Below are 25,029 nucleotides of genomic sequence, written 5' to 3' on the forward strand. Positions count from 1 at the left end.
ATCGCGGCGCCGTGCCACGTGCCGGTCAGGCCGCGGGGGTCTCCTGCGTGCCCATGAGCTGCGCGCGCCCGAGCAGGTGCCCGCGGAGCATGAAGCCCACGACCGCGGGGGTCGCGTCGGCGGGGACCTCGAGCACGGGGACGTCGAGGGCGCTCAGCGTGAAGAAGTAGCGGTGCACACCGTGGCCCGCGGGCGGAGCGGCCCCGAGGAACGTGTCCGTGCCGAACTCGTTGCGGCGGCGGAGTGCCTCGGCGGGCAGCAGGGCGTCATCGGTACCGGCGCCTGCGGGGAGCGACGTCGCCGAGCCCGGGATGTCGGTCAGGCTCCAGTGCCAGAAGCCGGAGCCGGTCGGGGCATCGGGGTCGTAGACGGTCAGGACGAAGCTCTTCGTGCCCTCGGGTGCGTCCGACCACTCGAGTGCGGGGGAGCGGTCCTCACCGCCGACGTCGGAGCCGCGTGCCGAGGTGGGCAGCTCGCCTCCGTCGGTGAAGTCGGGGCTCGTCAGGGTGAAGGACGGCACGTCGGGCAGGTTCCAGTTGGGGTCGTTGGCCATGCCCCCAGCCAACACCCGCCGGCTCGGGCCGCGCTCGGTGCGCGCGCGGGGCTGTGGGAGTTCGCACGTGACGGCCTGGAGGCGCGGTGCGGGCCCGCTACGGGCCTCCCGTCCGGCCGCGGTCGCCTCGACCGCCCCACGAAAGGGACACATGTGCGTCGCGCGGGCGCGGCCGTGCCGCGAAGGCGACAGGATGCCGCGAACTGTTCGGGGCTATCTGTCGCTTTCGCGAAAGCGACAGATCCGGTGACAGCCGAGCGTCAGCCCGCGAGCACCCGATCGACCACGCGGTTGAGCGCGGCGGTGGCGGCGATCGCGTCACCGGCGTACGCGCCGGCCATCGCACCGTCGCGCGCGAGCATGAGCTCGTCGGCACCGTCGCCGGGCAGGGGGTGCCCGGCTTCCTGCAGCAGGGTCGCCAGCCGTTCGGTGTACCAGTCGCGGTGCACGGCGACGACCTGGCGGACCGGGTCGCGCGGGTCGTGGTACTCGGCGGCGGCGTGCAGGAACGCACACCCTCGGAACGCCGGGTCGTTGACGTCGTCGGCCAGCGCGGCGACCCACGCGCGGACGGCCCGCTCGGGGGTGCCGGCGTCGGTGATGAGCTGCTCCATCCGCTCCTGCACGCGCTCGTGCTGGGTGCGGATGTAGGCCAGGATCAGGTTGTCCTTCGACCCGTAGTGCTTGTAGAACGTCGCCTTCGTGACGCTCGCCTCGGAGATGAGACGGTCGACGCCGACGCTGTGGATGCCCTCTTCGTAGAAGAGTCGCGTGGCGGTCTCGAGGACACGGACCTTCGCGCCGCCGGAGCGGGGAGTCGGGGGGACGCTCGACCCGTCCGGCGACGCGAGGTTCGTGCTCGGGCCGGGGAGACGCTGGACGGCCGGTTGGGGGGAATCGACCGTCACAGCGTGTACTCCTCGGACTCATCGGCTCCGCGACCGGAGTGGGGGGACTCGGTGGTCGCGCAGGACTGATGTCCCGAGCCGCCGGATCGGAACTTAGGGGGGCTTTCGATCCGGCGTGACCAACAGTAGCACAAGGAGGACAGACAGACGAGTCGGTCTGTCCACATTTTCTGTACCCCACTTCGAGTGGCATGCGACCGAGACCGGGAAACTGGGCGGGAGGCATCGCCGGATCACTAGGCTCGTCTGCGATGAACCAGCCAGTGCCACTGCCGCTCGGGGCCCCGGACACGTCGTTCCTGACGTCCGGCGGGGCCTTCGTCCGTCGCACCGTGCTGCCCTCGGGCGTCCGTGTGCTGACCGAGGCGGTGCCGGGTGCCGCGTCGACGAGCATCGGGTTCTGGGTCGGCGTCGGTTCGCGTGATGAGCGCGACGGGCAGTTCGGGTCGACGCACTTCCTCGAACACCTGCTCTTCAAGGGCACCGAGACCCGGTCGGCGCTCGACATCGCCATCGCGTTCGACTCGGTCGGCGGCGAGCACAACGCTGCGACCGCCAAGGAGTACACCTGCTACTACGCACGGGTCCGGGACACCGACGTCCCGATGGCCGTGAACGTCATCGGTGACATGGTCACCGGTTCGGTGCTCGAACCGGATGCCTTCGCCGTCGAGCGCGGGGTCATCCTCGAAGAGCTCGCGATGGCCGCCGACGACCCGGCCGACGTCGCGGGCGAAGCGTTCTTCGCCGCGGCCTTCGGCGGACATCCCCTCGGTCGTCCGATCGGCGGGACCCCGGACAGCATCCGTGCGGTCCAGCGGGACGAGGTACTGGCCCACTACCGCGAGCACTACGCGCCGAACGGCATCGTCGTCACCGCCGCCGGCGCCGTCGACCACGACCGGTTCTGCGAGCTCGTCGCCGGCGTCTTCCACGACGCCCCGGACGCCGAGCCGCTGCCGCGCCGCACCCCCGAGACCGTGGCCGACCCGGTCGAGGCGAAGCTGACCGTGGTGCACCGCCCGACCGAGCAGGTCAGCATGCTCCGCGGCTCGCAGGGCCTCGACCTGCGCGACGACCGCCGTCCCTCGCTCAGCGTCCTGAACGCCGTGCTCGGTGGTGGCATGAGCTCGCGCCTGTTCCAGGAGGTCCGCGAGCGCCGCGGTCTGGCCTACGCGGTGTCGTCGTTCGCCCCCGCGTACCTGGACAACGGTGCCTTCGGTGTCTACGCCGGCTGCGCGCCGGACAACGTCGCCGGCGTCATCGACATCGTGGATGCCGAGTTCCGCCGGATGGTCGACCACGGCATCACCGACGACGAGCTCCGACGTGCCAAGGGCCAGATCGAGGGCGCGCTGACGCTCTCGCTCGAGGACTCCGACGCCCGCATGACCCGCCTCGGCCGCTCCGAGCTCGGCACCGGCGAGTACACCGACCTGTCGACGGCGCTCGAGCGTGTCGACGGCGTCACGACCGACGGCGTGCTCGAACTCGCGCGCGACCTGCTCACCCGGCCGACGATCACCTCGGTCGTCGGTGCCGTGCAGCAGGACGAACTCGCCGCGGCCATCGGGATCGGCAGCTGAGCACGGACATGTCGCACTACCTGTACCTCGTCCGGCACGGCGAACACCAGGACGCCGAACACGGCCTGCGGGACGGCAAGCTCTCCGAACGCGGCAAGCGTCAGGCGACCCTGATCGCGGACCGTCTCGGCGGCGTGCCCTTCGACGGCGTGTACCACTCGCCGCTCGAGGCCCCGAGCGAGACCGCCGCGTTCCTGTCGCAGCGCCTGCCGTCGATCCAGCCCGAGCCCTCGACACTGCTGTTCGACTGCATCCCCTCGGGCCCGACCCCGGACATGCCGCACGCCTACCAGGGTTGGTACGGCGGCATCACCGAAGAGGAGATCGTCGCCGGGCAGGCCCAGATGGGCGACGCCGTGTCGGAGTGGTTCACCCCGGCGCGCGAGGACCGGCACGACCTGCTGATCACCCACAACGCCGTGATCGGCTGGTTCGTGCGCGAGGCGTTCCAAGCCCCCGAGTGGCGCTGGATGGGCACGAACGTCGCCCACACCGCGCTCACGATCATCCGGATCCGTTCGGCGAAGCCCGCCGAGGTCGTCACGCTGAACGACCTGGCCCACCTGCCGGTGGAGCTGCGCACGGGTCTGCCGGTCGACCAGCCCGTCTAGCGGCTGCCCGTCCGGTCCGCGGTGGCGCGGCCGGGAGGCCCGTGGCGGCTCAGGCGATCGGCTTGCGGTACCAGGCGGTCGCGTTGGGGTTGTCATTGAACGGCTCGACCCGCTGGTACCCGCGGCCGCGGTACATCGCACCGGCTGCCACGAGCGAGTCGTTCGTGTCGAGGACGATGCTCGTCGCACCGAGGTCGGCCGCGGCCCGCTCGAGCAGGTCCATCACGGCCGTCGCCACGCCCGTGCCGCGCCCGGCCGGTGCCACGAAGACGTGCTTGACCTCGAACCGGACGTCGACGGCACCGGTCGCGTCGACCCCGCCCGCGATCCGACGGAGGCCGCCGCAGCCGACCGCGACGTCGTCGTCGTACGCCACCGCGAACACCCCGTTCGGCGGCGTGAACTCGGCCGCGGGGGTGCGCTTCCGCGAGTACGTGCCCTGCGCGCTCGGGAACGTCGCCTCGCGCTCGTCCAGGTACGCGTCGAGCAGCACGTCGACCTCGGGCAGATCGGCCGGCACGGTCCTGACCTCGACTGACATGCGTCGATCCTAGGATGGACCGCATGGTCACTCCCGTCGCCGTCGTCGGCGCCACCGGTCGTCTCGGGGGCCTCGTGGCGTCCGTCGTCGAGGAACTCCCGGAGTTCGAGCTCGTCGCCCGCCTGTCGTCGAAGGACGGCGCGCACGAGGCGCCGCCGTCGGTCTTCGGCGGCGCGGCCCTGGTGGTCGACGTGACGGTGCCGTCGCTCAGCCCGGCGATCGTGGAGAACGCGCTGTCGAGCGGCGCGAACGTGCTCGTCGGCACCTCCGGCTGGTCGCTCGACCGGCTCGCGAAGCTCCGCACCGGGCTGCGGGAACGCCCGGACCAGGGGGTGCTCGTGGTCCCGAACTTCTCGATCGGCTCCGTGCTCGGCACGCACCTGGCGACGATCGCGGCACCGTGGTTCCCCGCCGCCGAGATCGTCGAGACCCACCACGCCGGCAAGATTGACTCGCCCTCGGGCACCGCGGTGCGCACCGCGGAGCTGATGGCCGACGCCCGGCGCGAGGTCGGTCCCGTGGACGCCCCGCACGTCGACCAGCGCGCCCGCGGCCAGCAGGTCGCCAGCGTGCCCATCCACTCGCTCCGGCTCCCCGGGGTGAAGGCCGTGCAGGACGTCGTGCTGAGCGGCCCCGGCGAGACGCTGACGATCCGGCACGACACCAACGACGACGTCGCCTACGTCGCGGGCATCCGTGCGGCGCTGGCGAACGTGGTGTCGGCGCGGGGCCTCACCGTGGGCCTCGGCAGCGTCCTCGGCATCGGCTGACCGCCGTGGGTCGGATGGAGCGGGCCGGACGCACGATCCGCTCGCCGTTCTGGGGTGCAGCGCTGATGGCGGTGCTGCTCGCCCTGTACATCGTGCTCGTCGGGCAGCGCGCCGTCGCCTTCATCGCGACCGGGATCCCGATCGGCATCGGCATCGGCGTCGCGCTGTTCGTCGTCGCCGCGATCGGGGCGCTCCTGCTCGTGCTGGAGTTCCGCTTCGGCGTCCGCATCACCCGGCTCGGCGCGCGGCTCGAGGCCGAGGGCGGCACCCCGGACGACGTCGTCCCGGTGCGGCCGTCGGGCCGGCCGATCCGCGACGCCGCCGACGAGCTGTTCCCGCGGTACCGCGACGCGGTCGAGCAGGACCCGGCCGACTGGCGTGCCTGGTACCGGCTCGGTGTGGTCTACGACGCCGCCGGTGACCGCAAGCGCGCACGGTCGGCGATGCGCACCGCCCTGGCGCGCGCCGCCGACCGCTGACCCCGGGGCCGGGGCCGGAGGCGGATCAGAAGACGGCGTCGATCGCGTCCGCCGCCCGCGTGTACCGGAACGTGTAGCCGGACTCGAGCAGCTTCGTGGGGACCATCCGCTGACTCGACAGGAGCATGTCGTCGGCGGCGTCCCGCAGCGCCAGGCGCAGGGCGAACTCGGGGATCCGGAAGAGGTACGGGCGGTGCAGGACCTCGGCGACGTGCTTCGTGATGCGGTCGGCCACGACGGGCTCGGGGCCCGCCAGGTTCACCGGGCCGGACACGTCCGGTGCCGCGGTCGCCAGGTGCACGATGGCGCCGACCTCGTCCTCGAGTGCGATCCAGGGCCAGTGCTGGCCACCGGTGCCGAGCCGGCTGCCGACGCCGAGCTTCGTCAGCGGGACGAGCGGCGCGAGCGCACCGCCGCCCTTGCCGATGACGATGCCGGTGCGGAGCGTGACGACCCGGACCCCGGCGGGAGCGGCGTTCGCGGCGGCTTCCCACGCGGTGCAGACGTCGGCGAGGAAGCCCGTGCCCGCGGCGGCGTCGTCCTGCAGCACGTCGGCCGGGCGATCGCCGTACACGCCCGAGGCCGAGCCCGACAGGAACAGCGCCGGGGGAGTGGCGGCGTGCCGCATCGCCTCGACCAGGGTGTCGGTGGCGTCGATGCGCGAGCTGCGGATCTCCTTGCGGTACGCGTCCGTCCACGGCAGCTTGCCGATGTTCGCCCCGGCCAGGTTGATCACCACGTCGGCGCCGTCGAGGATCGCCGGGTCGAGCGGACGCCGCCCCGGTGCCCAGCGGAACTCGGTCGCGGTGCGCGCTTCGCGGCGGACGAGCGTGGTGACGTGGTGCCCCGCCTCGCGCAGGGCGCGGACGAGGGGCGTCCCGATGAACCCGGACGAGCCGGCCACCAGGATCGAGAGCGGTTGTTCCGTCGTGTCGGGCATGCCCGCAACGCTACTCACACCGACGTAGGCTTCTGTGTGTGACCGACAGCGAGACCGTACAGCCCGACGCCTCCGTCCCGACGCCCTACGAAGACCTGCTCCGCCGGGTCCTGACGGAGGGCTCGCCGAAGGGTGACCGCACCGGCACCGGCACCCGCAGCCTGTTCGGCGCACAGCTCCGCTACGACCTGTCGAAGGGCTTCCCCCTCGTCAGCACCAAGCGCGTGCACTTCAAGTCGGTCGCGTACGAGCTCCTCTGGTTCCTCCGTGGCGAGGGCAACGCCACCTGGCTGCAGGAGCACGGTGTCCGGATCTGGAACGAGTGGGCGGACGCCGACGGCGACCTCGGCCCGGTGTACGGCGTGCAGTGGCGCTCGTGGCCGACCCCCTCGGGCGAGCACGTCGACCAGATCGCCCAGGTCATCGAGCAGATCAAGACCAACCCGGACAGCCGCCGGCTCATCGTCTCGGCGTGGAACGTCGCCGACGTGCCGGACATGGCGCTCGCCCCGTGCCACGCCTTCTTCCAGTTCTTCGTCAACGACGGCAAGCTCTCGTGCCAGCTCTACCAGCGGAGCGCCGACATGTTCCTCGGCGTCCCGTTCAACATCGCCTCGTACGCGCTGCTGACCCACATGATCGCGGCGCAGACCGGGCTCGAGGTCGGCGACTTCGTCTGGACCGGCGGCGACTGCCACATCTACGACAACCACGTCGAACAGGTCGAGGAGCAGCTGTCCCGCACGGCGTACCCGATGCCGACGCTCGAACTCGCACCGCGCGACTCGATCGACGACTACGAGTACGAGGACTTCACCGTCGTCGGTTACGAGCACCACCCGGCGATCAAGGCCGCGGTCGCCGTCTGATGATCGGCATGGTCTGGGCCCGCTCGACCACCGGCGTCATCGGTGCCGACGGCGGCATGCCCTGGCACGTGCCCGAGGACCTGGCGCACTTCAAGCAGGTCACCGGCGACGCGACCGTGCTGATGGGCCGGCGCACCTGGGAGTCCCTGCCCGAGCGCTTCCGGCCGCTGCCCGGTCGGCGCAACGTCGTGCTCACCCGGGACACGACGTGGACGGCCGACGGCGCCGAGGTCGTGCACGACCTGCAGGCCGAACTCGAGCGTGCCGACAGCGCCGACGAGACCGTGTGGGTGATCGGCGGCGGTCAGGTCTACGCCGCGGCACTCGACGCGGCCGACCACGTCTCCGAGACCCTGATCGACGTCGACGTGCCCGGCGACACCGTCGCACCCACGCTCGACGAGGCTGCCGGCTGGATGCTCACCGACGAGGGCCCCTGGCAGGAGTCCCGGAACGGCGGCACCCGCTACCGGTTCCTGGAGTGGCAGCGCCGCGCCTGAGCGCCCGCACGGGCCGGGCGTGACCGGCGGGACGGACGTGATCCGGGCCTCCCGGCCGCGCCGCAGGCGGTCCACCGTCCACACGGACGGCGGTCCTCGCGCGCATCCCCGGTACGCTGGTGCCCGTGTCCCCGCGTGAGAATCCCTTCGGTCAGGTCCTCGTCGCCCTCGTGACCCCGTTCACGGCCGACGGCGAGGTCGACTGGCCCGGCGTCGAGCAGCACATCGACGACTGCATCACCGCCGGCGCCGACGGCATCGTCGTCACCGGCACGACCGGCGAGACGTCGACGCTGACCGACCCGGAGAAGCTCCGTCTGGTCGAGGTCGGCAAGTCCGTCGCCGCCGGCCGCGCGAAGATCATCACGGGCGGTGGCTCGAACGAGACCGCGCACGCGATCCACCTGTACAAGCAGAGCGAGAAGGCCGGCGCGGACGGCGTGATGATCGTCACGCCGTACTACAACAAGCCGACGCAGTCGGGTGTCCTCACCCACTTCCGGATGATCGCGGACGCCACCGACCTGCCGGTGATCCTGTACGACATCCCGGGCCGCACCGGCATCCCGATCACGTACGACACGATCCTGCGTGCGTCCAAGCACCCGAACATCCTCGCGGTGAAGGACGCCAAGGGCGACTTCGCCGAGGTCTCACGGGTGCTGAACAACACCGACCTCATGTACTTCTCCGGGGACGACACGAACGTGCTCCCGCACCTGTCGATCGGCGCCACCGGCCTGATCGGCGTGACCGCGAACATCACGAGCGCGCCGTACCGCACCATCGTCGACGCCGTGAACCGGGGCGACCTGGCCACCGCGACGGCCGAGCACAAGCGACTCGAGCCGCTCGTCCGCGCCGTGATGACGCACGTTCCCGGTACCGTGGCCGCGAAGTACATCCTGCACGGGCTCGGCCGCATCGGCAGCCCGCGCGTCCGACTGCCGCTCGTCGGCCCCGAGGACTCCGAGGCGTACGCCATCGAGACCTCCCTCGAAGCCGTGCGCGACGTGCCCGGCGCCGACTTCTCGAACTTCCGCCCCGACCGCAACGCGGCGGCCGGCGGTGCACTACCGAAGGTGCCAGGCACCACCCGCTAGCGAACACCGCGGCGCGCAGCACGCGCGTCGCCCGAATCCGTAGGACCGAATGCCCACACAGATCTCCGAACCGCAGCCGCTCGAAGCCGGCACCCTCCGCGTCGTCCCCATCGGGGGCCTCGGCGAGATCGGTCGCAACATGACCGTCTACGAGTACGAGGGCAAGCTGCTCATCGTCGACGCCGGCGTGCTGTTCCCCGAGGAGCACCAGCCCGGTGTCGACCTGATCCTGCCGGACTTCTCGCCGATCCGTGACCGCCTCGACGACGTCCTCGGGGTCGTGCTCACGCACGGCCACGAAGACCACATCGGCGCCGTCCCGTACCTGCTGAAGCTCCGCGACGACATCCCGCTGATCGGCTCCACGCTGACCCTCGCGCTGGTCGAGGCGAAGCTCAAGGAACACCGGATCAAGCCGTACACGCTCGTCGTGGCCGAGGACCAGACCGAGCAGATCGGCCCGTTCCACCTCGAGTTCGTCGCCGTGAACCACTCCATCCCGGACGCCCTCGCCGTCGCGATCACGACCCCCGCCGGTCGTGTGCTGCACACAGGTGACTTCAAGATGGACCAGCTCCCGCTGGACGACCGCATCACCGACCTCCGTGCGTTCGCCCGTCTGGGCGAGGCCGGTGTGGACCTGTTCCTGCCGGACTCCACGAACGCCGACGTGCCGGGCTTCACCGCTCCGGAGCGCGACATCGGCCCGGTGCTCGAGAACATCATCATGCGCGCCCGCAAGAAGGTCGTCGTGGCGAGCTTCTCGTCGCACGTGCACCGCGTGCAGCAGGTCCTCGACGCCGCCGCGGCCGCGAACCGCAAGGTCGCGTTCATGGGGCGCTCGATGATCCGCAACATGACGATCGCCGCCGACCTCGGGTACCTGCGGGTGCCGGAGAACGTGCTCATCGACACGAAGAAGGCGAAGAACGTCCCCGACGACCAGATCGTCTACATGTCGACCGGGTCGCAGGGTGAGCCGATGGCCGTCCTGGCCCGCATGGCGAACCTCGAGCACCAGATCGAGATCGGCGAGGGCGACACCGTCATCCTCGCGTCGTCGCTCATCCCGGGCAACGAGAACGCCGTCTACCGCGTGATCGACGGGCTCACCAAGCTCGGCGCGAAGGTCGTGCACAAGGGCAACGCCAAGGTGCACGTCTCCGGACACGCCTCCGCCGGCGAGCTGCTCTACTGCTACAACATCCTGCGGCCGCGCAACGTGCTCCCCGTCCACGGCGAGCACCGCCACCTGTACGCGAACGCCGACCTGGCGATCCAGACGGGTGTCCCGCCGCGCAACGTGATCCTCGGGCAGGACGGCATCGTCGTCGACCTGAAGGACGGCGTCGCGACGGTCGCCGGCCAGCTCGACATCGGCTACGTCTACGTCGACGGCTCCACCGTCGGTGAGATCACCGACGCCGACCTGAAGGACCGCCGCGTCCTGGCGGAAGAGGGCTTCATCTCCATCTTCTGCGCGGTGGACTTCACCACCGGGCAGTGCGTGATCGGCCCGGAGATCCAGTCGCGCGGCTTCGCCGAGGACGACTCCGTGTTCGACGACGTCCGCCCGCAGATCGCCAAGGCGATCTCCGAGGCCGCGGCCAACGGCACGCGCGACTCGCACGCCTTCGCGCAGGTCGTCCGTCGCACGGTCGGTCGCTGGGTGAACACGAAGCACCGCCGTCGTCCGATGATCGTCCCGGTGGTCATCGAGGCGTAGGGCCCGTTCGCGGGTGGGCGCGCGTTCGCGTCCGTCCGGCCCGGGAGGCCCGTCCAGCGTCCGTCACGGACGCTGCGGCGGGCCTTCCTGCGTTTGTCCTGAGCGGGCGTTAGGGTTCTGCCCATGGCCGGAGGCACCAAGTCGACCACGCGCTCGCGCGCGTCCACGTCGTCCCGTGGCAACGGGACGCGCGGTTCGTCGCGCACCCAGGCCACGACGAAGAAGCTGCCGCAGGCCGCACCCACGCCGGTGTTCCGCGAGCAGAACCCGCTCGTGACCTTCTGGCTCGCGATGGCGCACGGCGTCGGCGCGATGTTCCGGCTGCTCGGCAAGGAGACCCTCGAGAAGGACCAGCGGCGCGACGGGTTCCCGTTCCTGCTGTTCCTGCTGGCCATCGCCGGCGGGGTCGTCGAGTGGCTCAACCCGACCAACAGTGTCTCCGTCGCACTCGACGCGTACACGTTCGGTGGGCTGTTCGGCCGCCTGGCGTTCGCCCTGCCCGTCATCATGATCGTGTTCGCCGGGTGGTTGTTCCGGCACCCGGCCTCGGTGCACGACAACACCCGGATCGGCATCGGCCTGGGCATCCTGATCGTGTCGATCGCCTCGCTCTGCCACGTCTTCGGCGGCCGTCCGAGCGCGGCCGACGGCATGCCCGCGCTGGCCGCCGCCGGTGGGGTGCTCGGCTGGGTGGTCATCGGCTGGCTCGTCACGATCGCGACCGCCTGGGTGGCCGTCCCCGTGGCGATCGTGCTGCTGGTGCTCTCGCTCTTCATCATCACCAAGACGCCGCCGAACAAGCTCGGGCGACGCCTGCACGAGCTCTACGCCTACCTGTTCGGCGCCCCGGCCCCCGCAGCAGAACCCGAGGCCGACGCCGCCGCGGCGGAGCCCGCCGCCCGCGCCCGCACGTCGAAGCGCGGCAAGAAGGGCGACACCGACTTCCAGCTGTTCGACGACCTCGGGTTCGGTGACGAGCAGGCCGCTGCCGACGCCGAAGCCGGTGGCGACAACGTGCCGTGGTGGCGCCGGAACAAGTCCGGGCGCGAAGAGGACCCGGCGTACGACAGCCCCGTGCTGCCCCCGGCCACCGGGGTCGCCCCGGCTGCCGCTGCCGTCGCACCCGCTGCCCCCGTCGTGCCCGCTGCGCCCGCCGTGAGCCCGAACGCCGGTGCCGCCGCCGGGCTCGTCGACCTCACGCCGGCCGAGCCCGCGTCGGTCAACCTCAACGACTCCGTCGAGCAGGACCTGCAGGACGCCGAGCAGGCGCTCCGCGCGTTCGGCACCGACGTCCCCGCGCGGCCGGAGCCGACCGCCGACATCCGTCCCGCGGTGCCCGAGGTGCTGTCCGAGCCCGAGATCGTCGACGAGCCAGAGGACATCGACGCCGCCGCCGAGCTGAGTGCAGCCGCCGCCGGTTCCGACGACGATCCGTCGAAGCCCTACCGACTGCCCGCCGCCACGACGCTGAGTTCCGGAACGCCCTCGGTCGCGCGGAGCCAGGCGAACGACGACATCGTCGCCGCGATCACCGGGGTGCTCACCGAGTTCAAGGTCGACGCGAAGGTCACCGGGTTCTCCCGCGGGCCGACGGTGACCCGGTACGAGATCGAGCTCGGCCCCGGCGTCAAGGTCGAGCGCGTCACGGCCCTGTCGAAGAACCTGTCGTACGCGGTCGCCTCGAACGAGGTCCGCATCCTGTCGCCGATCCCGGGCAAGAGCGCCATCGGCGTCGAGATCCCGAACACCGACCGTGAGATCGTCTCGCTCGGCGACGTGCTGCGTTCGAACGCCGCCCGGAAGTCGAAGCACCCGATGACGATCGGCGTCGGCAAGGACGTCGAGGGCGGCTTCGTCGTCGCGAACCTCGCGAAGATGCCGCACCTGCTCGTCGCCGGCTCCACCGGTTCCGGCAAGTCGGTGTTCATCAACTCGATGATCACGTCGCTGCTGATGCGTGCGAAGCCGTCCGAGGTCCGCATGGTCCTGGTCGACCCGAAGCGCGTCGAACTCTCCATCTACGCCGGTGTCCCGCACCTCATCACGCCCATCATCACGAACCCGAAGAAGGCGGCCGAAGCGCTGCAGTGGGTCGTGAAGGAGATGGACATGCGGTACGACGACCTGGCGTCGTTCGGGTTCCGCCACGTCGACGACTTCAACAAGGCGATCGAGAACAACGAGATCGTCCTGCCGGCGGGCAGTGAGCGGAAGCTCAAGCCGTACCCGTACCTGCTCGTCGTCGTCGACGAGCTCGCCGACCTCATGCTCGTGGCGCCGCGCGACGTCGAGGAGTCGATCGTCCGCATCACCCAGCTCGCCCGCGCCGCCGGCATCCACCTGGTGCTCGCGACGCAGCGCCCCTCGGTCGACGTCATCACCGGCCTGATCAAGGCGAACGTGCCGTCGCGCATCGCCTTCGCGGTGACGAGCGTCACGGATTCCCGCGTCATCCTCGACCAGCCGGGCGCCGACAAGCTCATCGGTCAGGGCGACGCGCTCTTCCTGCCGATGGGCTCGTCCAAGTCGCTCCGCGTGCAGGGTGCGTGGGTGCAGGAGGGCGAGGTCGCCGAGGTCGTCCAGCACGTCACGCGGCAGGCGCAGCCCGAGTACCGCCAGGACGTCCAGGCCGTGGTCGAGCGCAAGGAGATCGACGCCGACATCGGTGACGACCTCGAACTGCTGCTCGCGGCCGTCGAGCAGGTCGTGTCGACCCAGTTCGGCTCGACGTCGATGCTGCAGCGCAAGCTCCGCGTCGGCTTCGCCAAGGCCGGTCGCCTGATGGACCTGATGGAGTCGCGCGACATCGTCGGGCCGTCCGAGGGGTCGAAGGCCCGCGACGTCCTGGTGACCGCCGACCAGCTGCCCGCGGTGCTCGCGAAGCTCCGTGGCGAGGAGCCGCCCGCCGCGGCCGCTCCGGCAGCGCCGGCCCCGACGCCGTCCGGCGACGGCGACCGGTACGGAGCAGACCCCGTCGGCGACATGACCCGCGGGTACGATGAAGTCCACGACGAGCCCGATGAGGACGCGTGGGGACTGACGGGCAGGGAGTGACGGCGATGACCGCCTCGGACAGCACGAACACCACGCACGGCGCACGGTTCCCGTGGCGCGGGCGGCTGCTGCGCAAGGGCCCTGGCCCGGCGTCGACCGCGAACGTCGCGAACATCATCACGGTGGTGCGCATCCTCATGGCGCCGCTGTTCTTCGTCCTGCTGCTCACCGACGCCGGCAACGACGGGCCGCTGCGCATCTGGGCGGCGGTCGTCTTCGTCGTGGCCATCGTCACGGACAGCGCCGACGGCATCATCGCCCGTCGGCAGAACCTGGTCACGGACTTCGGCAAGCTCGTCGACCCGATCGCCGACAAGGTGCTCATCGGTGGTGCGCTCGTCGCGCTGTCGATCCTGGCCGAGCTGCCCTGGTACGTGACCGTGCTGATCATGGTGCGCGAGATCGGCATCACGGTCTTCCGGTTCGCGGTGCTCTCCGACCGGGTGATCCCGGCCAGCCGCGGCGGCAAGATCAAGACCGTGCTGCAGGCCGTCGCCCTGACGGCCGCGCTGTTCCCGTGGTGGAACCTGGTCGGCGACTGGGCGCACTGGGTCAACGGCATCCTGATGACGGCCGCGTTCCTGGCAACGATCCTGAGCGGGATCGACTACCTCTGGCAGGCATGGAAGCACAACCGCACCACCGCATGACCGGGCCCGACCGCTCGACGCAGGCCGCGCCTCCCGTCCCGGTCGCACCGGGACTCATCGCCGAGCTGACGGCTCGGGGCGAGACCCTCGCCGTGGCGGAGTCGCTGACCGGCGGACTCGTCGTCGCGACGCTCGTCGACGTGCCGGGCGCGAGCGCCGTCGTCCGCGGCGGCGTCGTGGCGTACGCGACGCCCGTGAAGCACTCGGTGCTCGGGGTCTCGGCGGAGCTGCTCGAGGCCGAGGGCGCCGTGCACCCGGAGGTCGCCCGGCAGATGGCCGCCGGTGTCCGGATCGCGCTGTCCGTCGACGGGGAACCCGCGACGTGGGGGATCAGCACGACGGGCGTCGCCGGCCCGGACCCGCAGGACGGCAAGCCCGTCGGCACCGTGTACGTGGGGATCGCCTCCGCCGCGGGAGCTGAAGCCTTCGAGCTGCACCTCGACGGTGACCGGGGAGCAATCCGGCACGCCACCGTCTCCGAACTCCTTGCACGGATGTCGTCCGAGGTCCGGGGCCGGGAATAGGTCCCGTTTCCACTGGGTTACATCTCACGAAATCTCCAGCAGTACGGCAGCCAGCCTGGCTAACATGCTGCAACCGGCAACGCTATTGTTGCTGAACCCGAACTCGATCCACCGGACCGAGCGGGCGCGGAGACGACAGAGAGGAGGAGTTCTCATGGTTCTCGTTCGTCAGGAAATCGGCGATGTGCTCCGGGACTTCCGCTTGCAGAAGGGCCGGACCCTCCGTCAGGTCGCGTCCAAGGCCAGTGTCGCGCTCGGGTACCTCAGTGAGGTCGAGCGCGGGCAGAAGGAAGCCAGCTCGGAGATCCTCGCGTCCGTCGCGGATGCTCTGGACACGCCCATCTCGACCATCATGCGCGAAGTGGGCGACCGCCTCGCGATCGTCGAGGGGCTGACCCCCGTCCCCGACACGCTCCCGGACGACCTCGTCGCCGAGTTCGACAACGACCTCGCGGTTCGCTGAGCGCACCGCACCGAACGCCCTCGCCGGTCCTTCCCGGCGGGGGCGTTCTGCGTTCCGGCCCACGACCACGCGCCTAGGCTGGTCGGATGCGCGTGAGTGAGTTCTGGCGAGCCGTCGACCAGGTGTTCGGTGAGGCCTACGGTTCCGTGGTCACCCGTGACGTCGTGCTCGAGGGGCTGGGCGGTCGCTCCGCCGTGGACGCCCTCGCCGCCGGCATCGAGGCCCGCCGGGTGTGGGACGCACTGTGTGACTCGCAGGACGTCCCGATGGACCGGCGGCACGGCAAGGGCCTCGCCGAACCCCAGGACTGAGCGGGTCCGGCGGGGCCGCGCACCCGAAACTGTGTTCGGCGTGTTGCTCGAACGCGTGTTCGATCGGTGGTAGCTTCCTCCACAGCGGCGTCGCCCGGATGTTCCATCCACAGATCGCGTGACCGTCGGCAGTGATGTCGGTGGCTCGCCATAGGTTGATGGACATCGGGAACAGCCCGAAGCCTTGTCGCAGAACCATCGGCCTTGCACCATCGGCCGGCGTGGACGCGACAGCCTACAGGCGGCCGAACACGAGCACGAAGGAGCACCCCATGCCATCACCGGCAGACCGCGAGAAGGCCCTCGAGACCGCACTCGCACAGATCGACAGGCAGTTCGGCAAGGGTGCGATCATGCGCCTCGGTTCGGACGAACGCGCCCCCGTCAACGTCATCCAGACCGGGTCGGTGGCGCTGGACGTCGCGCTCGGCATCGGTGGCCTGCCCCGCGGCCGCATCGTCGAGATCTACGGCCCGGAGTCGTCGGGTAAGACGACCCTCACCATCCACGCCATCGCCAACGCCCAGCGCGCCGGTGGCATCGCGGCCTTCATCGACGCCGAGCACGCGCTCGACCCCGAGTACGCCAAGAAGCTCGGTGTCGACATCGACGCCCTGCTCGTGTCGCAGCCCGACACCGCCGAGCAGGCGCTCGAGATCGCGGACATGCTGGTCCGCTCCGGCTCCATCGACCTCATCGTCATCGACTCCGTCGCGGCCCTCGTGCCCCGTGCCGAGATCGAGGGCGAGATGGGTGACTCGCACGTCGGTCTGCAGGCCCGCCTCATGTCCCAGGCCCTGCGAAAGCTCGCCGGTGGCCTGAACCAGACGCAGACCACGATGATCTTCATCAACCAGCTGCGCGAGAAGATCGGCGTGTTCTTCGGTTCGCCCGAGACCACCTCGGGCGGTAAGGCGCTGAAGTTCTACGCGTCCGTCCGCCTCGACATCCGCCGCATCGAGACGCTCAAGAGCGGCACCGACGCGGTGGGCAACCGCACGCGCGTCAAGGTCGTCAAGAACAAGATGGCGCCGCCCTTCAAGCAGGCCGAGTTCGACATCCTGTACGGCGTCGGCATCTCGCGCGAAGGCTCGCTGCTCGACTTCGGTGTCGACCACGGCATCGTCAAGAAGTCGGGCGCCTGGTACACCTACGACGGCGACCAGCTCGGGCAGGGCAAGGAGAACTCGCGTTCCTTCCTGATCCAGAACCCCGAGATCGCTGCCGACATCGAAGGCAAGATCCTCGCCAAGCTCGGTGTCGGCGGCGCCAAGGCCGAGGATGCCCCGGTCGAGTCGATCGCTCCGAAGCTCGCGGAGCGCAAGGGCGCGTGAGCACCGACCACGACGACGACGGCCTCGCACCGGTCACCGACCTGTTCGGTGCGAGGTCGCGTCGCCGTGCCCCCGTCACCCCGGTGACGCCCGCGATCCCTGAGCCTCCGGTGTCACCGGACGAACCGCGCGACACCGACGGCTGGGCGCTGCCCGAGTCGGACGAAGGTCGTGCGGAGGAGTTCCCCGCATCGTTCGACGCCGATTCGCCGGTGCCCCTGCACGGTGCCCGTGGGCCGGCAGCATGGGTGTCGCCCGTCATCGGTGACGGCAGCGGGCGCTCGACCCGTGCGGAGCAGGACGGCTACGACTCCGAGACGGCTGACGCCACCACGGCGTCGGTGTTCTCCATCGCCGGCGGCGAGGAGATCGACCCGGCCGACGCACCCCGTCCGCTCGACGAACAGCGCGCGGACGCCGAACGGCTCAGCCTGCGTGCCCTCGGGCGCAAGGGCGTGAGCGAGTCCGAGATGCGGACCCTGCTGCTGCAGCAGGACCTCGACCCCGACGTGGTCGAGCACGAGATCGAGCGGTTGACCCGTGTCGGGCTCCTCGACGACGTCGCCCTCGCCACCGACCTGGTGGATCGACTGCACGCCCGCAAGGGCCTCGGTCGACAGGGTGTCGTGACCGAGCTCCGTCGCCGGGGGATCGACCAGGTGGCGATCGACACCGCACTCGACGAAGCCGCCGATGACGAGGACGACGAGTTCCTCCGCGCGCAGGAACTCGCCGACAAGCGGGCGCCGCAGATGCGCGGGCTCGACCGGGCGACCGCGGAACGCCGGCTGTCCGGCTTCCTGATGCGCAAGGGCTACAGCTCCGGCGTCGTCCGGATCGCTGTGGCACGTGCCCTCGACGGTGGCGGGAAGCGGCCGCCTTCCGGCCGCGGGACCGTCCGGTTCGAGTAGCCGCTCCGACCTACACTGGGACGACCATGGCCACCGTCGAAGCGCGCCCCCGCACCTACGAAGTCCGCACCTACGGGTGTCAGATGAACGTCCACGACTCCGAGCGGTTGAGCGGCTCACTGCAGGCCGCGGGCTACACCGCTGCGGACGGTGCGCAGGCCGACGTCGTCGTCATCAACACCTGCGCGGTGCGCGAGAACGCGGACAACCGGCTGTACGGCAACCTCGGGCAGCTCGCGGGCATCAAGCGCGAGCACCCCGGCATGCAGATCGCCGTCGGCGGGTGCCTGGCGCAGAAGGACAAGAACGTCATCCTCGAGAAGGCGCCTTGGGTCGACGTCGTCTTCGGCACGCACAACATGGGGTCGCTGCCGACCCTGCTCGAGCGGGCGCGGCACAACGACGAGGCGCAGATCGAGATCCTCGAGGCGCTCGACGTCTTCCCGTCGACGCTGCCCACCAAGCGCGACTCGACGCACAGCGGCTGGGTCTCCATCTCCGTCGGCTGCAACAACACCTGCACGTTCTGCATCGTCCCCTCGCTCCGTGGCAAGGAGAAGGACCGCCGTCCCGGTGACGTCCTGGCCGAGATCCAGGCGCTCGTCGACGACGGCGCGATCGAGGTCACGCTGCTCGGGCAGAACGTGAACTCCTACGGGGTCGAGTTCGGCGACCGACAGGCGTTCGGCAAGCTGCTGCGGGCCACCGGTGCCATCGAGGGCCTCGAGCGCGTCCGCTTCACGAGCCCGCACCCGGCGGCGTTCACCGACGACGTCATCGACGCGATGGCCGAGACCCCGAACGTGATGCCCCAGCTGCACATGCCGCTGCAGTCGGGTTCCGACCGGGTGCTCAAGGCCATGCGCCGGAGCTACCGGAGCGAGCGGTTCCTCGGCATCCTCGACCGCGTCCGCGCGAAGATCCCGCACGCGGCGATCTCCACCGACATCATCGTCGGGTTCCCCGGCGAGACCGATGCCGACTTCGAGGACACCCTGCGCGTCGTCGAGCAGGCACGGTTCGCCTCGGCGTTCACGTTCCAGTACTCGATCCGCCCGGGCACGCCGGCCGCGACGATGGACGACCAGCTGCCGAAGCACATCGTGCAGGAGCGCTACGAGCGACTCGTCGCCCTGCAGGAACGCATCACCGCGGAAGAGAACGCGCTGCAGGTCGGTCGGAGCGTCGAGGTGCTCGTCGCCTCGGGCGAAGGGCGTAAAGATGACGCCACCCGCCGGCTCTCCGGTCGCGCCGAGGACTCCCGGCTCGTGCACTTCACCGTGCCCGCCGGGTCCGAGGTCCCGCGCCCGGGCGACGTCGTGACTGTGGACATCACCCGTGCGGCGCCACACTTCCTGCTCGCCGACGACGACGCTCCGCTGCGCATCCGACGCACGCGGGCCGGCGACGCCTGGGACCGCGCGCAGGCCGAGAGCTGCGGCGTGCCCACGCCCGCTGCCGCCACGGGCGACGGGCCCCGTCCGGTCTCGCTCGGGCTGCCGACGCTCCGTGTCGGGCGCTGAGCTCCCCGGGGCTGTGCCGACGAGCGCCGCGTCGCCCGCACCCGGTGACGCCGCGGACCTGATCGCAGTCGTCGGGGCGACGGGCACCGGGAAGTCCGACCTCGGTATCGCGATCGCGGAACGGCTGCGTGCTGCCGGCCGGAATGCCGAGATCATCAACGCGGACGCCATGCAGCTGTACCGGGGCATGGACATCGGCACCGCGAAGCTGCCGCCGGCCGAACGGCACCGCATCCCGCACCACCAGCTCGACGTGCTCGACGTCACCGACGAGGCGAGCGTCGCCGCCTACCAGGTCGCCGCCCGGGCCGACGTCGACCGGATCCAGGCCGACGGTGGTGTGGCCGTCCTCGTCGGCGGCAGCGGCCTGTACGTCTCCGCGGTGCTGTTCGACCTGGCGTTCCCGGGCACCGATCCCGCGCTCCGTGCGCAGCTCGAGCGCGAGCACGAAGAGCTCGGCCCGGGCCTCCTGCTCGAGCGACTCCGGGCCCTCGACCCGGCAGCCGCCGCGACGATCGACGCGCGCAACCCACGGCGGTTGATCCGTGCACTCGAGATCGCGAGCCGATCCGAGGTCGTGACCCCGAGCCTCCCGGCCGCGCCCCGCGCCTGGCGACCGTCCCGGATCCTGCACCTGCGGCGTGACCGCGAGCAGCTGGTGTCGGCGCTGCACGAGCGGGCCGCGCGAATGTTCGAGGCCGGACTCGTCGACGAGGTCGCGGCCCTCCGCGAGGAGGGACTCGAGCAGGGCAAGACCGCGCGGGGCGCGATCGGGTACTCGCAGGCGCTCGAGGTGCTCGCCGGCACGGCGACCCGCGAACAGGCGGTCGAGGCGACCGGCATCGCGACCCGGAAGTACGCCCGGCGGCAGGTGTCGTGGTTCCGCCGGTACGCCGATGCCGAGACGCTCGACGTCACGGGCGCGGACCGCGGCGACCTGACGGAACTGGCCCGTAGGATCGTGCCGTGACCGAGCTGCACTTCACCAAGGGCCAGGGGACCGGCAACGACTTCGTCCTGTTCGCCGACCCCGACGCCACCGTCGACCTGACCCCCGAGCGGATCCGCGCCATCGCGGACCGGCGCTTCGGCGTGGGCGGCGACGGCGTGATCCGCGCCGTGCGGTCCGAGGCGATCCCCGAGGGGCGGGCGCTCGTGGCCGTCGAGCCCGAGGCGACCTGGTTCATGGACTACCACAACGCCGACGGCACGGTCGCGGAGATGTGCGGCAACGGCATCCGCGTGTTCGCCCGGTACCTGACCGAGTCGGGCCTGGTCGAGCTCGCTCCCGGCGAGACGCTCACCGTCGGCAGTCGCAAGGGGCTGGTCGACATCCAGCGCACCACGAACGGGTTCGCCGCCGACCTCGGTCGCTGGGGCCTGGGCATCGAGGGCGGTGGCTCCGACGACGTGCTCGTCCGGGCCAAGAACCTCGACGGCGCGCGGCCCGGCATCGGCATCGACGTGGGCAACCCGCACGTGGTCGTCGCCGTCGAGACCGAGGACGAACTGGCGGACCTCGACCTGACCTTCCTGCCGGTGCTCGACCCGGCGCCGGAGCACGGTGCGAACGTCGAGTTCGTGCTGCCCGGCGACCCCCTCATCAAGGACGGCGTCGGCGAGATCACGATGCGGGTGCACGAGCGGGGGAGCGGTGAGACGCTCTCGTGCGGCACCGGGGCCGTCGCCGCTGCCCTCGCCACGCGCTACTGGGTCGGTGCGGGCGCGCCGGACACCTGGCGCGTGCGGGTGCCGGGCGGGCTGCTGACGGTGCGGATGACGGCGACCGAGGACGGCGAGCACGTCTCGCTGTCCGGTCCCGCCGAGCTCGTGTTCTCCGGCGACCTGACGGTCTGACGGTCTGACGGTCTGACGGTCTGACGCGGAGCCTCGTTGGCGTTTCGTGAGCAGGAATGGTCGGGTGCCCAGCGGCGACCCGACCATTCCTGCTCACGAAGTGCACGCACACGAAGTGCGCACGCGCCCTACGCGCTGCGCTGCACCCGGATCACGCGGAACCCCTTCGCCGTCGACTCGCGCGTGACCGCGAACCCCGAGCCGAGCGCCCCGACGAGCCACTTCTGCAACGAGTCGCCCCCGAGGTCCTTCGACACGACGAGCCAGGCGTCGCCCCCGACCTCGAGCCGGGGCAGCCACGTCAGCAGGATCTGGTGCAGCTCGTCCTTGCCGACACGAATCGGCGGGTTCGACCAGATCGTGCGGAAGCGCAGGTCGGCCGGCACGTCGTCGGGCAGCGCGACCGTGACGTTCGACGCCCCCGCAGCAGCAGCGTTGGCGCGCGCGAGCCCGAGCACCCGCTCGTTGACGTCTACGCCCCACACGTGGGCGTCGGGGGACTGCAGGGCCATCGTGATCGCGATCGGGCCCCAGCCGCAGCCGATGTCGAGCAGCGCTCCGTCGGCAGCGGGTGCGGGCACCGAACCGAGCAAGACCTTCGTGCCGCGGTCGACGCCGTCGGGGCTGAAGACCCCCGCCGCGGTCGACAGGGTGAGGGGCTGACCGGCGAGCGTGACGTGCACCTGGCGCGGCCGGAGTTCGCTCTCGGGGCTGGCCGAGAAGTAGTGGTCGTTCGCCATGGATGAACCGTACCGGCAACCGAGTGTGTCGGAGGGCCTCCAGAGGTAGCCTGTGCACAGGATGACGGATACCCATCAGCAGAACCACCAGACCAACGACGACAGCGCAGACGGTGTCGTCGAGAGGGTGTTGCGCAACGCAGACCACCGCGCAGCATCGTCCATCTTCGCACCCGCCCAGGCCATCCAGACGCAGTCGGTCGACGACCGCAGCTGGACCGGCGACGGCGACCAGTACGACCGTGAGGACCGTGCGGCGCTGCGCCGTGTCGCCGGCCTCTCCACCGAACTCGAGGACGTCACCGAGGTCGAGTACCGCCAGCTGCGGCTCGAGCAGGTCGTCCTGATCGGCGTGTACCCCCAGGGCGACGCCTCGGACGCCGAGAACTCCCTCCGCGAGCTCGCGGCACTCGCCGAGACCGCGGGCGCCGTGGTGCTCGACGGGCTCCTCCAGCGTCGGCCGAACCCGGACCCGGCCACCTACCTGGGAAAGGGCAAAGCCCAGGAGCTCGCGATGGTCGTCAAGGCCACCGGCGCCGACACGGTCATCGCCGACACCGAACTGGCACCCTCGCAGCGTCGTGCGCTCGAGGACGTCGTGAAGGTGAAGGTCATCGACCGCACGGCCGTGATCCTCGACATCTTCAGCCAGCACGCGAAGACCCGCGAGGGGAAGGCGCAGGTCGAACTCGCCCAGCTGCAGTACCTGCTCCCTCGACTGCGCGGTTGGGGTGACTCGATGTCCCGGCAGGCCGGTGGCCAGGTCTCCGGAGGTGCTGGCATGGGCTCTCGTGGCCCCGGTGAGACGAAGATGGAGCTCGACCGCCGCAAGATCCACACGCGGATGGCGAAGCTCCGCCGGCAGATCGCCGGGTTCACCCCGGCCCGTGAGGCCAAGCGTGCCGAGCGCAACCGCAACGAGGTGCCGAGCGTCGCGATCGCGGGCTACACCAACGCCGGCAAGTCGTCGCTGCTCAACCGGCTGACGAGCGCGGGCGTGCTGGTGCAGAACCAGCTGTTCGCGACGTTGGACGCCACCGTCCGTCGGACCGAGAGCGCCAAGGGCCGGGAGTTCACGTTCGTCGACACGGTCGGCTTCGTCCGCAACCTGCCGCACCAGCTCGTCGAGGCCTTCCGCTCCACCCTCGAAGAGGTCGGCGACGCCGACGTCATCGTGCACGTGGTCGACGGCTCGCACCCCGACCCCGGTGCGCAGCTGTCCACCGTGCGCGAGGTCATCGGCGACGTCGGTGCGGGTGACATCCCGGAGATCGTCGTCTTCAACAAGGCCGACCTGATCGACGACGCGCAGCGCCTCGTGCTCATCGGACTCGTGCCGGACGCGGTGTTCGTGTCGGCGCGCACGGGCGAGGGCATCCCGGAGCTCCTCAGCGTCATCGAGGACCGCCTGCCGGAGCCCGACGTCGACCTGACGATCGTGGTGCCGTACGACCGCGGCGACCTGGTGTCGTCGCTGCACGACACCGGCTCGGTCGAGTCCGTCGACTACGTCGAGGACGGCACGCGCCTGCGGGTGCGCGTCTTCCAGCGGCAGGTCGCCGAGCTCGAGCCCTACGTGGTCACGCCGGTCCCGACCGTCTGACGGTCACCTCCGACACGCGCTGGCGCTGGGGAGCGCTGCCGCGCGGCCTGGAGGCCCGTGACGGGTCCGCCGGACGCCGTCACGTCGCCGAGACGCCCCGGAACACACGAAACGCCGCCGGATCCGGCGGCGTTTCGTCGTGCAGGGGGCGTCGTACGGTGACGACGGCGTCTCGCGCCGGTGCAGCGCGGGCCGCGGTCAGAGGGAGCGGAGGACCGCGACGACCTTGCCGAGCACCGAGGCCGCGTCGCCGAGGATCGGCTCGAAGGCGGAGTTGCGCGGCAGCAGCCACGTGTGACCGTCGCGCTGGCGGAAGACCTTGACCGTCGCCTCTTCGTCGAGCATGGCCGCGACGATGTCACCGTTCTCGGCGGTCTGCTGCGACCGGACGACGACCCAGTCCCCGTCGCAGATCGCGGCGTCGATCATCGACTCACCGACGACCTTGAGCATGAACAGCTCGCCGGTGCCGACGAGCTGTCGGGGGAGCGGGATGATCTCGTCGACGTGCTGCTCGGCGGTGATCGGGACACCGGCGGCGATCCGGCCGACGAGCGGCACGAGCGTGGTGGCATCGATGTCCGGGCCGCCGACGTCGGACGACGGCTCGTCGACCAGGACCTCGAGCGCGCGCGGGCGGTTCGGGTCGCGGCGGATCCAGCCCCCGAGCTCGAGCTGGCCGAGCTGGTGGGAGACGCTGGAGAGCGAGGAGAGCCCGGCGGCGTCGCCGATCTCGCGCATGCTCGGCGGGTAGCCCCGTGAGGCGATCGACGCACGGATCGCGTCGAAGATCGCCTGCTGCTTCGGCGTCAGCGGCTTCTGGCCCCGCAGTTCGTCCACCACGTCGTCTCGCTTTCGTCGGTGCCGGTCCGGCCGCGGCGGGAATGTCGGTGGTCCCCGTCAGGCTTGTCCCAGTCGATCGAAACAGTATCCGACCAGCCAGGGCCGGACAAACACCTGTTCGAGCGTGTCGCAAGAAAACCCCGCAGAAATCCACTCCCAGGACTTGTGCGTCGTCTGATTCGAAACTATGTTCGGTACACGACTTCGGTTCCACCGAACGGGAAGGCAAGAACGACATGAGCACCATCGCCATCGCTGACATCCAGCGCACTGCGGCGCCCGCCGTGCGTACCCGCCTGCGTCTGACGCGGCGCGGCCGCATCGTCTTCACGACGCTGGCCGCGCTCCCGCTCCTCGTCGTCGTCGCCCTCGGCGTGCTGAACGGCGGGCAGGCCTCCGCCGGAGACGCCACCGCCGGCGGCGCACGCACCCAGTTCGAGACCGTGACGATCCAGCCGGGCGAGACGCTCTGGCAGCTCGCCGAGCAGACGGCGCCGAACTCGGACCCGCGTGACTTCGTGCAGGACGTCGTGAGCCTCAACGCGCTCGACGGCTCCGCGCTGCAGGCCGGCGAAGAGATCGCCATCCCCACCAAGTACACCGACGGCGAGTAGTCACTCGGGCAGCCCC

Annotated in this window: 26 protein-coding genes; 20 read left to right on the plus strand and 6 right to left on the minus strand. The window is 70.8% G+C overall.

Annotated features, from left to right (window positions below; genetic code table 11):
* Positions 1–25 precede the first annotated feature (25 nt).
* The gene (locus tag DEJ01_RS04615; protein WP_111033188.1) at positions 26–553 is read right to left on the minus strand and encodes a YbhB/YbcL family Raf kinase inhibitor-like protein; all 528 of its coding nucleotides are present in this window, start codon (positions 551–553) and stop codon (positions 26–28) included.
* A 260-nt stretch (positions 554–813) separates the two neighbouring features.
* Positions 814–1,461 carry a TetR/AcrR family transcriptional regulator gene (locus DEJ01_RS04620; protein ID WP_111092322.1) on the minus strand — a complete coding sequence of 216 codons (648 nt, stop codon included), beginning with the start codon at positions 1,459–1,461 and terminating at the stop codon, positions 814–816.
* Between the two features lie 251 nt (positions 1,462–1,712).
* On the opposite strand from DEJ01_RS04620, the gene DEJ01_RS04625 reads away from it, so the two are divergent.
* On the plus strand, positions 1,713–3,047 hold the full coding sequence (locus DEJ01_RS04625) for a pitrilysin family protein (RefSeq protein WP_071405593.1): 1,335 nt from the start codon (positions 1,713–1,715) through the stop codon (positions 3,045–3,047).
* Between the two features lie 8 nt (positions 3,048–3,055).
* Positions 3,056–3,658 (plus strand): histidine phosphatase family protein, encoded by a 603-nt coding sequence (locus DEJ01_RS04630; RefSeq protein ID WP_027464756.1) that lies wholly within the window; start codon positions 3,056–3,058, stop codon positions 3,656–3,658.
* Positions 3,659–3,707: 49 nt separating this feature from the next.
* Here DEJ01_RS04630 and DEJ01_RS04635 read toward each other — a convergent pair whose 3' ends face one another.
* On the minus strand, positions 3,708–4,199 hold the full coding sequence (locus DEJ01_RS04635) for a GNAT family N-acetyltransferase (RefSeq protein WP_111092323.1): 492 nt from the start codon (positions 4,197–4,199) through the stop codon (positions 3,708–3,710).
* 23 nt (positions 4,200–4,222) lie between these two features.
* On the opposite strand from DEJ01_RS04635, the gene DEJ01_RS04640 reads away from it, so the two are divergent.
* Both DEJ01_RS04640 and DEJ01_RS04645 read left to right on the plus strand, forming a co-directional pair.
* Positions 4,223–4,969, plus strand: a complete 747-nt coding sequence (locus tag DEJ01_RS04640) for a 4-hydroxy-tetrahydrodipicolinate reductase (RefSeq protein ID WP_228513608.1) — start codon at positions 4,223–4,225, stop codon at positions 4,967–4,969.
* Between the two features lie 14 nt (positions 4,970–4,983).
* Positions 4,984–5,448: a tetratricopeptide repeat protein gene (locus DEJ01_RS04645; RefSeq protein WP_111092324.1), complete on the plus strand. Its 465-nt coding sequence runs from the start codon at positions 4,984–4,986 to the stop codon at positions 5,446–5,448.
* Positions 5,449–5,473: 25 nt separating this feature from the next.
* Here DEJ01_RS04645 and DEJ01_RS04650 read toward each other — a convergent pair whose 3' ends face one another.
* Entirely contained in the window at positions 5,474–6,388 is a 915-nt protein-coding gene (locus DEJ01_RS04650; protein WP_111092325.1) for a TIGR01777 family oxidoreductase, read from the minus strand.
* Between the two features lie 38 nt (positions 6,389–6,426).
* On the opposite strand from DEJ01_RS04650, the gene DEJ01_RS04655 reads away from it, so the two are divergent.
* The 14 genes from DEJ01_RS04655 to dapF all read left to right on the plus strand — a co-directional run bounded on the left by DEJ01_RS04655 (position 6,427) and on the right by dapF (position 21,213).
* Entirely contained in the window at positions 6,427–7,257 is an 831-nt protein-coding gene (locus tag DEJ01_RS04655) for a thymidylate synthase (RefSeq protein WP_111033183.1), read from the plus strand.
* On the plus strand, positions 7,257–7,757 hold the full coding sequence (locus DEJ01_RS04660; RefSeq protein WP_111092326.1) for a dihydrofolate reductase: 501 nt from the start codon (positions 7,257–7,259) through the stop codon (positions 7,755–7,757). Before DEJ01_RS04655 ends, DEJ01_RS04660 begins: the two co-directional genes overlap by 1 nt.
* A gap of 125 nt (positions 7,758–7,882) precedes the next feature.
* Positions 7,883–8,860: a 4-hydroxy-tetrahydrodipicolinate synthase gene (gene dapA / locus DEJ01_RS04665; RefSeq protein WP_017885921.1), complete on the plus strand. Its 978-nt coding sequence runs from the start codon at positions 7,883–7,885 to the stop codon at positions 8,858–8,860.
* A 49-nt stretch (positions 8,861–8,909) separates the two neighbouring features.
* Complete coding sequence (locus tag DEJ01_RS04670; protein ID WP_027464761.1) at positions 8,910–10,586, plus strand: ribonuclease J; 1,677 nt, start codon at positions 8,910–8,912, stop codon at positions 10,584–10,586.
* Positions 10,587–10,709: 123 nt separating this feature from the next.
* Positions 10,710–13,640, plus strand: coding sequence for a DNA translocase FtsK (locus DEJ01_RS04675; RefSeq protein ID WP_111092327.1), 2,931 nt, complete (start codon positions 10,710–10,712; stop codon positions 13,638–13,640).
* Between the two features lie 5 nt (positions 13,641–13,645).
* Positions 13,646–14,290, plus strand: a complete 645-nt coding sequence (gene pgsA / locus DEJ01_RS04680) for a CDP-diacylglycerol--glycerol-3-phosphate 3-phosphatidyltransferase (RefSeq protein ID WP_164941245.1) — start codon at positions 13,646–13,648, stop codon at positions 14,288–14,290.
* Positions 14,287–14,814 carry a CinA family protein gene (locus DEJ01_RS04685; protein WP_110864739.1) on the plus strand — a complete coding sequence of 176 codons (528 nt, stop codon included), beginning with the start codon at positions 14,287–14,289 and terminating at the stop codon, positions 14,812–14,814. Before pgsA ends, DEJ01_RS04685 begins: the two co-directional genes overlap by 4 nt.
* Before the next feature lie 154 nt (positions 14,815–14,968).
* Positions 14,969–15,277, plus strand: coding sequence for a helix-turn-helix domain-containing protein (locus DEJ01_RS04690; RefSeq protein WP_027464765.1), 309 nt, complete (start codon positions 14,969–14,971; stop codon positions 15,275–15,277).
* 86 nt (positions 15,278–15,363) lie between these two features.
* On the plus strand, positions 15,364–15,588 hold the full coding sequence (locus DEJ01_RS04695; RefSeq protein WP_071405602.1) for a DUF3046 domain-containing protein: 225 nt from the start codon (positions 15,364–15,366) through the stop codon (positions 15,586–15,588).
* 272 nt (positions 15,589–15,860) lie between these two features.
* Complete coding sequence (recA, locus tag DEJ01_RS04700) at positions 15,861–16,922, plus strand: recombinase RecA (protein WP_027464767.1); 1,062 nt, start codon at positions 15,861–15,863, stop codon at positions 16,920–16,922.
* Complete coding sequence (locus tag DEJ01_RS04705; protein WP_111092328.1) at positions 16,919–17,833, plus strand: regulatory protein RecX; 915 nt, start codon at positions 16,919–16,921, stop codon at positions 17,831–17,833. Before recA ends, DEJ01_RS04705 begins: the two co-directional genes overlap by 4 nt.
* 26 nt (positions 17,834–17,859) lie before the next feature.
* The gene (gene miaB, locus DEJ01_RS04710) at positions 17,860–19,356 is read left to right on the plus strand and encodes a tRNA (N6-isopentenyl adenosine(37)-C2)-methylthiotransferase MiaB (RefSeq protein ID WP_111092329.1); all 1,497 of its coding nucleotides are present in this window, start codon (positions 17,860–17,862) and stop codon (positions 19,354–19,356) included.
* The gene (gene miaA / locus DEJ01_RS04715) at positions 19,343–20,326 is read left to right on the plus strand and encodes a tRNA (adenosine(37)-N6)-dimethylallyltransferase MiaA (RefSeq protein ID WP_375342376.1); all 984 of its coding nucleotides are present in this window, start codon (positions 19,343–19,345) and stop codon (positions 20,324–20,326) included. Before miaB ends, miaA begins: the two co-directional genes overlap by 14 nt.
* On the plus strand, positions 20,323–21,213 hold the full coding sequence (dapF, locus tag DEJ01_RS04720; RefSeq protein WP_027464770.1) for a diaminopimelate epimerase: 891 nt from the start codon (positions 20,323–20,325) through the stop codon (positions 21,211–21,213). The genes miaA and dapF overlap by 4 nt, the downstream gene beginning before the upstream one ends.
* Positions 21,214–21,341: 128 nt before the next feature.
* On the opposite strand, the gene DEJ01_RS04725 is transcribed toward dapF, so the two are convergent.
* A complete protein-coding gene (locus DEJ01_RS04725) occupies positions 21,342–21,953 on the minus strand; it encodes a class I SAM-dependent methyltransferase (RefSeq protein WP_111092330.1) in 612 nt (203 codons plus the stop codon).
* A 61-nt stretch (positions 21,954–22,014) separates the two neighbouring features.
* Here DEJ01_RS04725 and hflX point away from each other — a divergent pair, with 61 nt between their 5' ends.
* Positions 22,015–23,556, plus strand: a complete 1,542-nt coding sequence (gene hflX, locus DEJ01_RS04730; RefSeq protein WP_071244993.1) for a GTPase HflX — start codon at positions 22,015–22,017, stop codon at positions 23,554–23,556.
* Positions 23,557–23,754: 198 nt separating this feature from the next.
* On the opposite strand, the gene lexA is transcribed toward hflX, so the two are convergent.
* A complete protein-coding gene (lexA, locus tag DEJ01_RS04735; RefSeq protein WP_027464773.1) occupies positions 23,755–24,399 on the minus strand; it encodes a transcriptional repressor LexA in 645 nt (214 codons plus the stop codon).
* 236 nt (positions 24,400–24,635) lie between these two features.
* Between lexA and DEJ01_RS04740 the strand changes: the two genes are divergently transcribed.
* Complete coding sequence (locus DEJ01_RS04740) at positions 24,636–25,013, plus strand: LysM peptidoglycan-binding domain-containing protein (protein ID WP_111092331.1); 378 nt, start codon at positions 24,636–24,638, stop codon at positions 25,011–25,013.
* Positions 25,014–25,029: the final 16 nt, after the last annotated feature.

The sequence above is a fragment of the Curtobacterium sp. MCLR17_040 genome (assembly GCF_003234735.1).
GTDB classification, from domain to species: Bacteria; Actinomycetota; Actinomycetes; order Actinomycetales; family Microbacteriaceae; genus Curtobacterium; species Curtobacterium flaccumfaciens.

Bases quoted from the DNA above. Each gene is read 5' to 3' on its own strand.
- DEJ01_RS04615 (WP_111033188.1), bottom strand. From the start codon at position 553: ATGGCCAACGACCCCAACTGGAACCTGCCCGACGTGCCGTCCTTCACC.
- DEJ01_RS04625 (WP_071405593.1), top strand. From the start codon at position 1,713: ATGAACCAGCCAGTGCCACTGCCGCTCGGGGCCCCGGACACGTCGTTC.
- DEJ01_RS04630 (WP_027464756.1), top strand. From the start codon at position 3,056: ATGTCGCACTACCTGTACCTCGTCCGGCACGGCGAACACCAGGACGCC.
- DEJ01_RS04635 (WP_111092323.1), bottom strand. From the start codon at position 4,199: ATGTCAGTCGAGGTCAGGACCGTGCCGGCCGATCTGCCCGAGGTCGAC.
- DEJ01_RS04640 (WP_228513608.1), top strand. From the start codon at position 4,223: ATGGTCACTCCCGTCGCCGTCGTCGGCGCCACCGGTCGTCTCGGGGGC.
- DEJ01_RS04645 (WP_111092324.1), top strand. From the start codon at position 4,984: ATGGAGCGGGCCGGACGCACGATCCGCTCGCCGTTCTGGGGTGCAGCG.
- DEJ01_RS04650 (WP_111092325.1), bottom strand. From the start codon at position 6,388: ATGCCCGACACGACGGAACAACCGCTCTCGATCCTGGTGGCCGGCTCG.
- DEJ01_RS04660 (WP_111092326.1), top strand. From the start codon at position 7,257: ATGATCGGCATGGTCTGGGCCCGCTCGACCACCGGCGTCATCGGTGCC.
- DEJ01_RS04670 (WP_027464761.1), top strand. From the start codon at position 8,910: ATGCCCACACAGATCTCCGAACCGCAGCCGCTCGAAGCCGGCACCCTC.
- DEJ01_RS04675 (WP_111092327.1), top strand. From the start codon at position 10,710: ATGGCCGGAGGCACCAAGTCGACCACGCGCTCGCGCGCGTCCACGTCG.
- pgsA (WP_164941245.1), top strand. From the start codon at position 13,646: ATGACCGCCTCGGACAGCACGAACACCACGCACGGCGCACGGTTCCCG.
- DEJ01_RS04685 (WP_110864739.1), top strand. From the start codon at position 14,287: ATGACCGGGCCCGACCGCTCGACGCAGGCCGCGCCTCCCGTCCCGGTC.
- DEJ01_RS04690 (WP_027464765.1), top strand. From the start codon at position 14,969: ATGGTTCTCGTTCGTCAGGAAATCGGCGATGTGCTCCGGGACTTCCGC.
- DEJ01_RS04695 (WP_071405602.1), top strand. From the start codon at position 15,364: ATGCGCGTGAGTGAGTTCTGGCGAGCCGTCGACCAGGTGTTCGGTGAG.
- recA (WP_027464767.1), top strand. From the start codon at position 15,861: ATGCCATCACCGGCAGACCGCGAGAAGGCCCTCGAGACCGCACTCGCA.
- miaB (WP_111092329.1), top strand. From the start codon at position 17,860: ATGGCCACCGTCGAAGCGCGCCCCCGCACCTACGAAGTCCGCACCTAC.
- DEJ01_RS04725 (WP_111092330.1), bottom strand. From the start codon at position 21,953: ATGGCGAACGACCACTACTTCTCGGCCAGCCCCGAGAGCGAACTCCGG.
- hflX (WP_071244993.1), top strand. From the start codon at position 22,015: ATGACGGATACCCATCAGCAGAACCACCAGACCAACGACGACAGCGCA.
- DEJ01_RS04740 (WP_111092331.1), top strand. From the start codon at position 24,636: ATGAGCACCATCGCCATCGCTGACATCCAGCGCACTGCGGCGCCCGCC.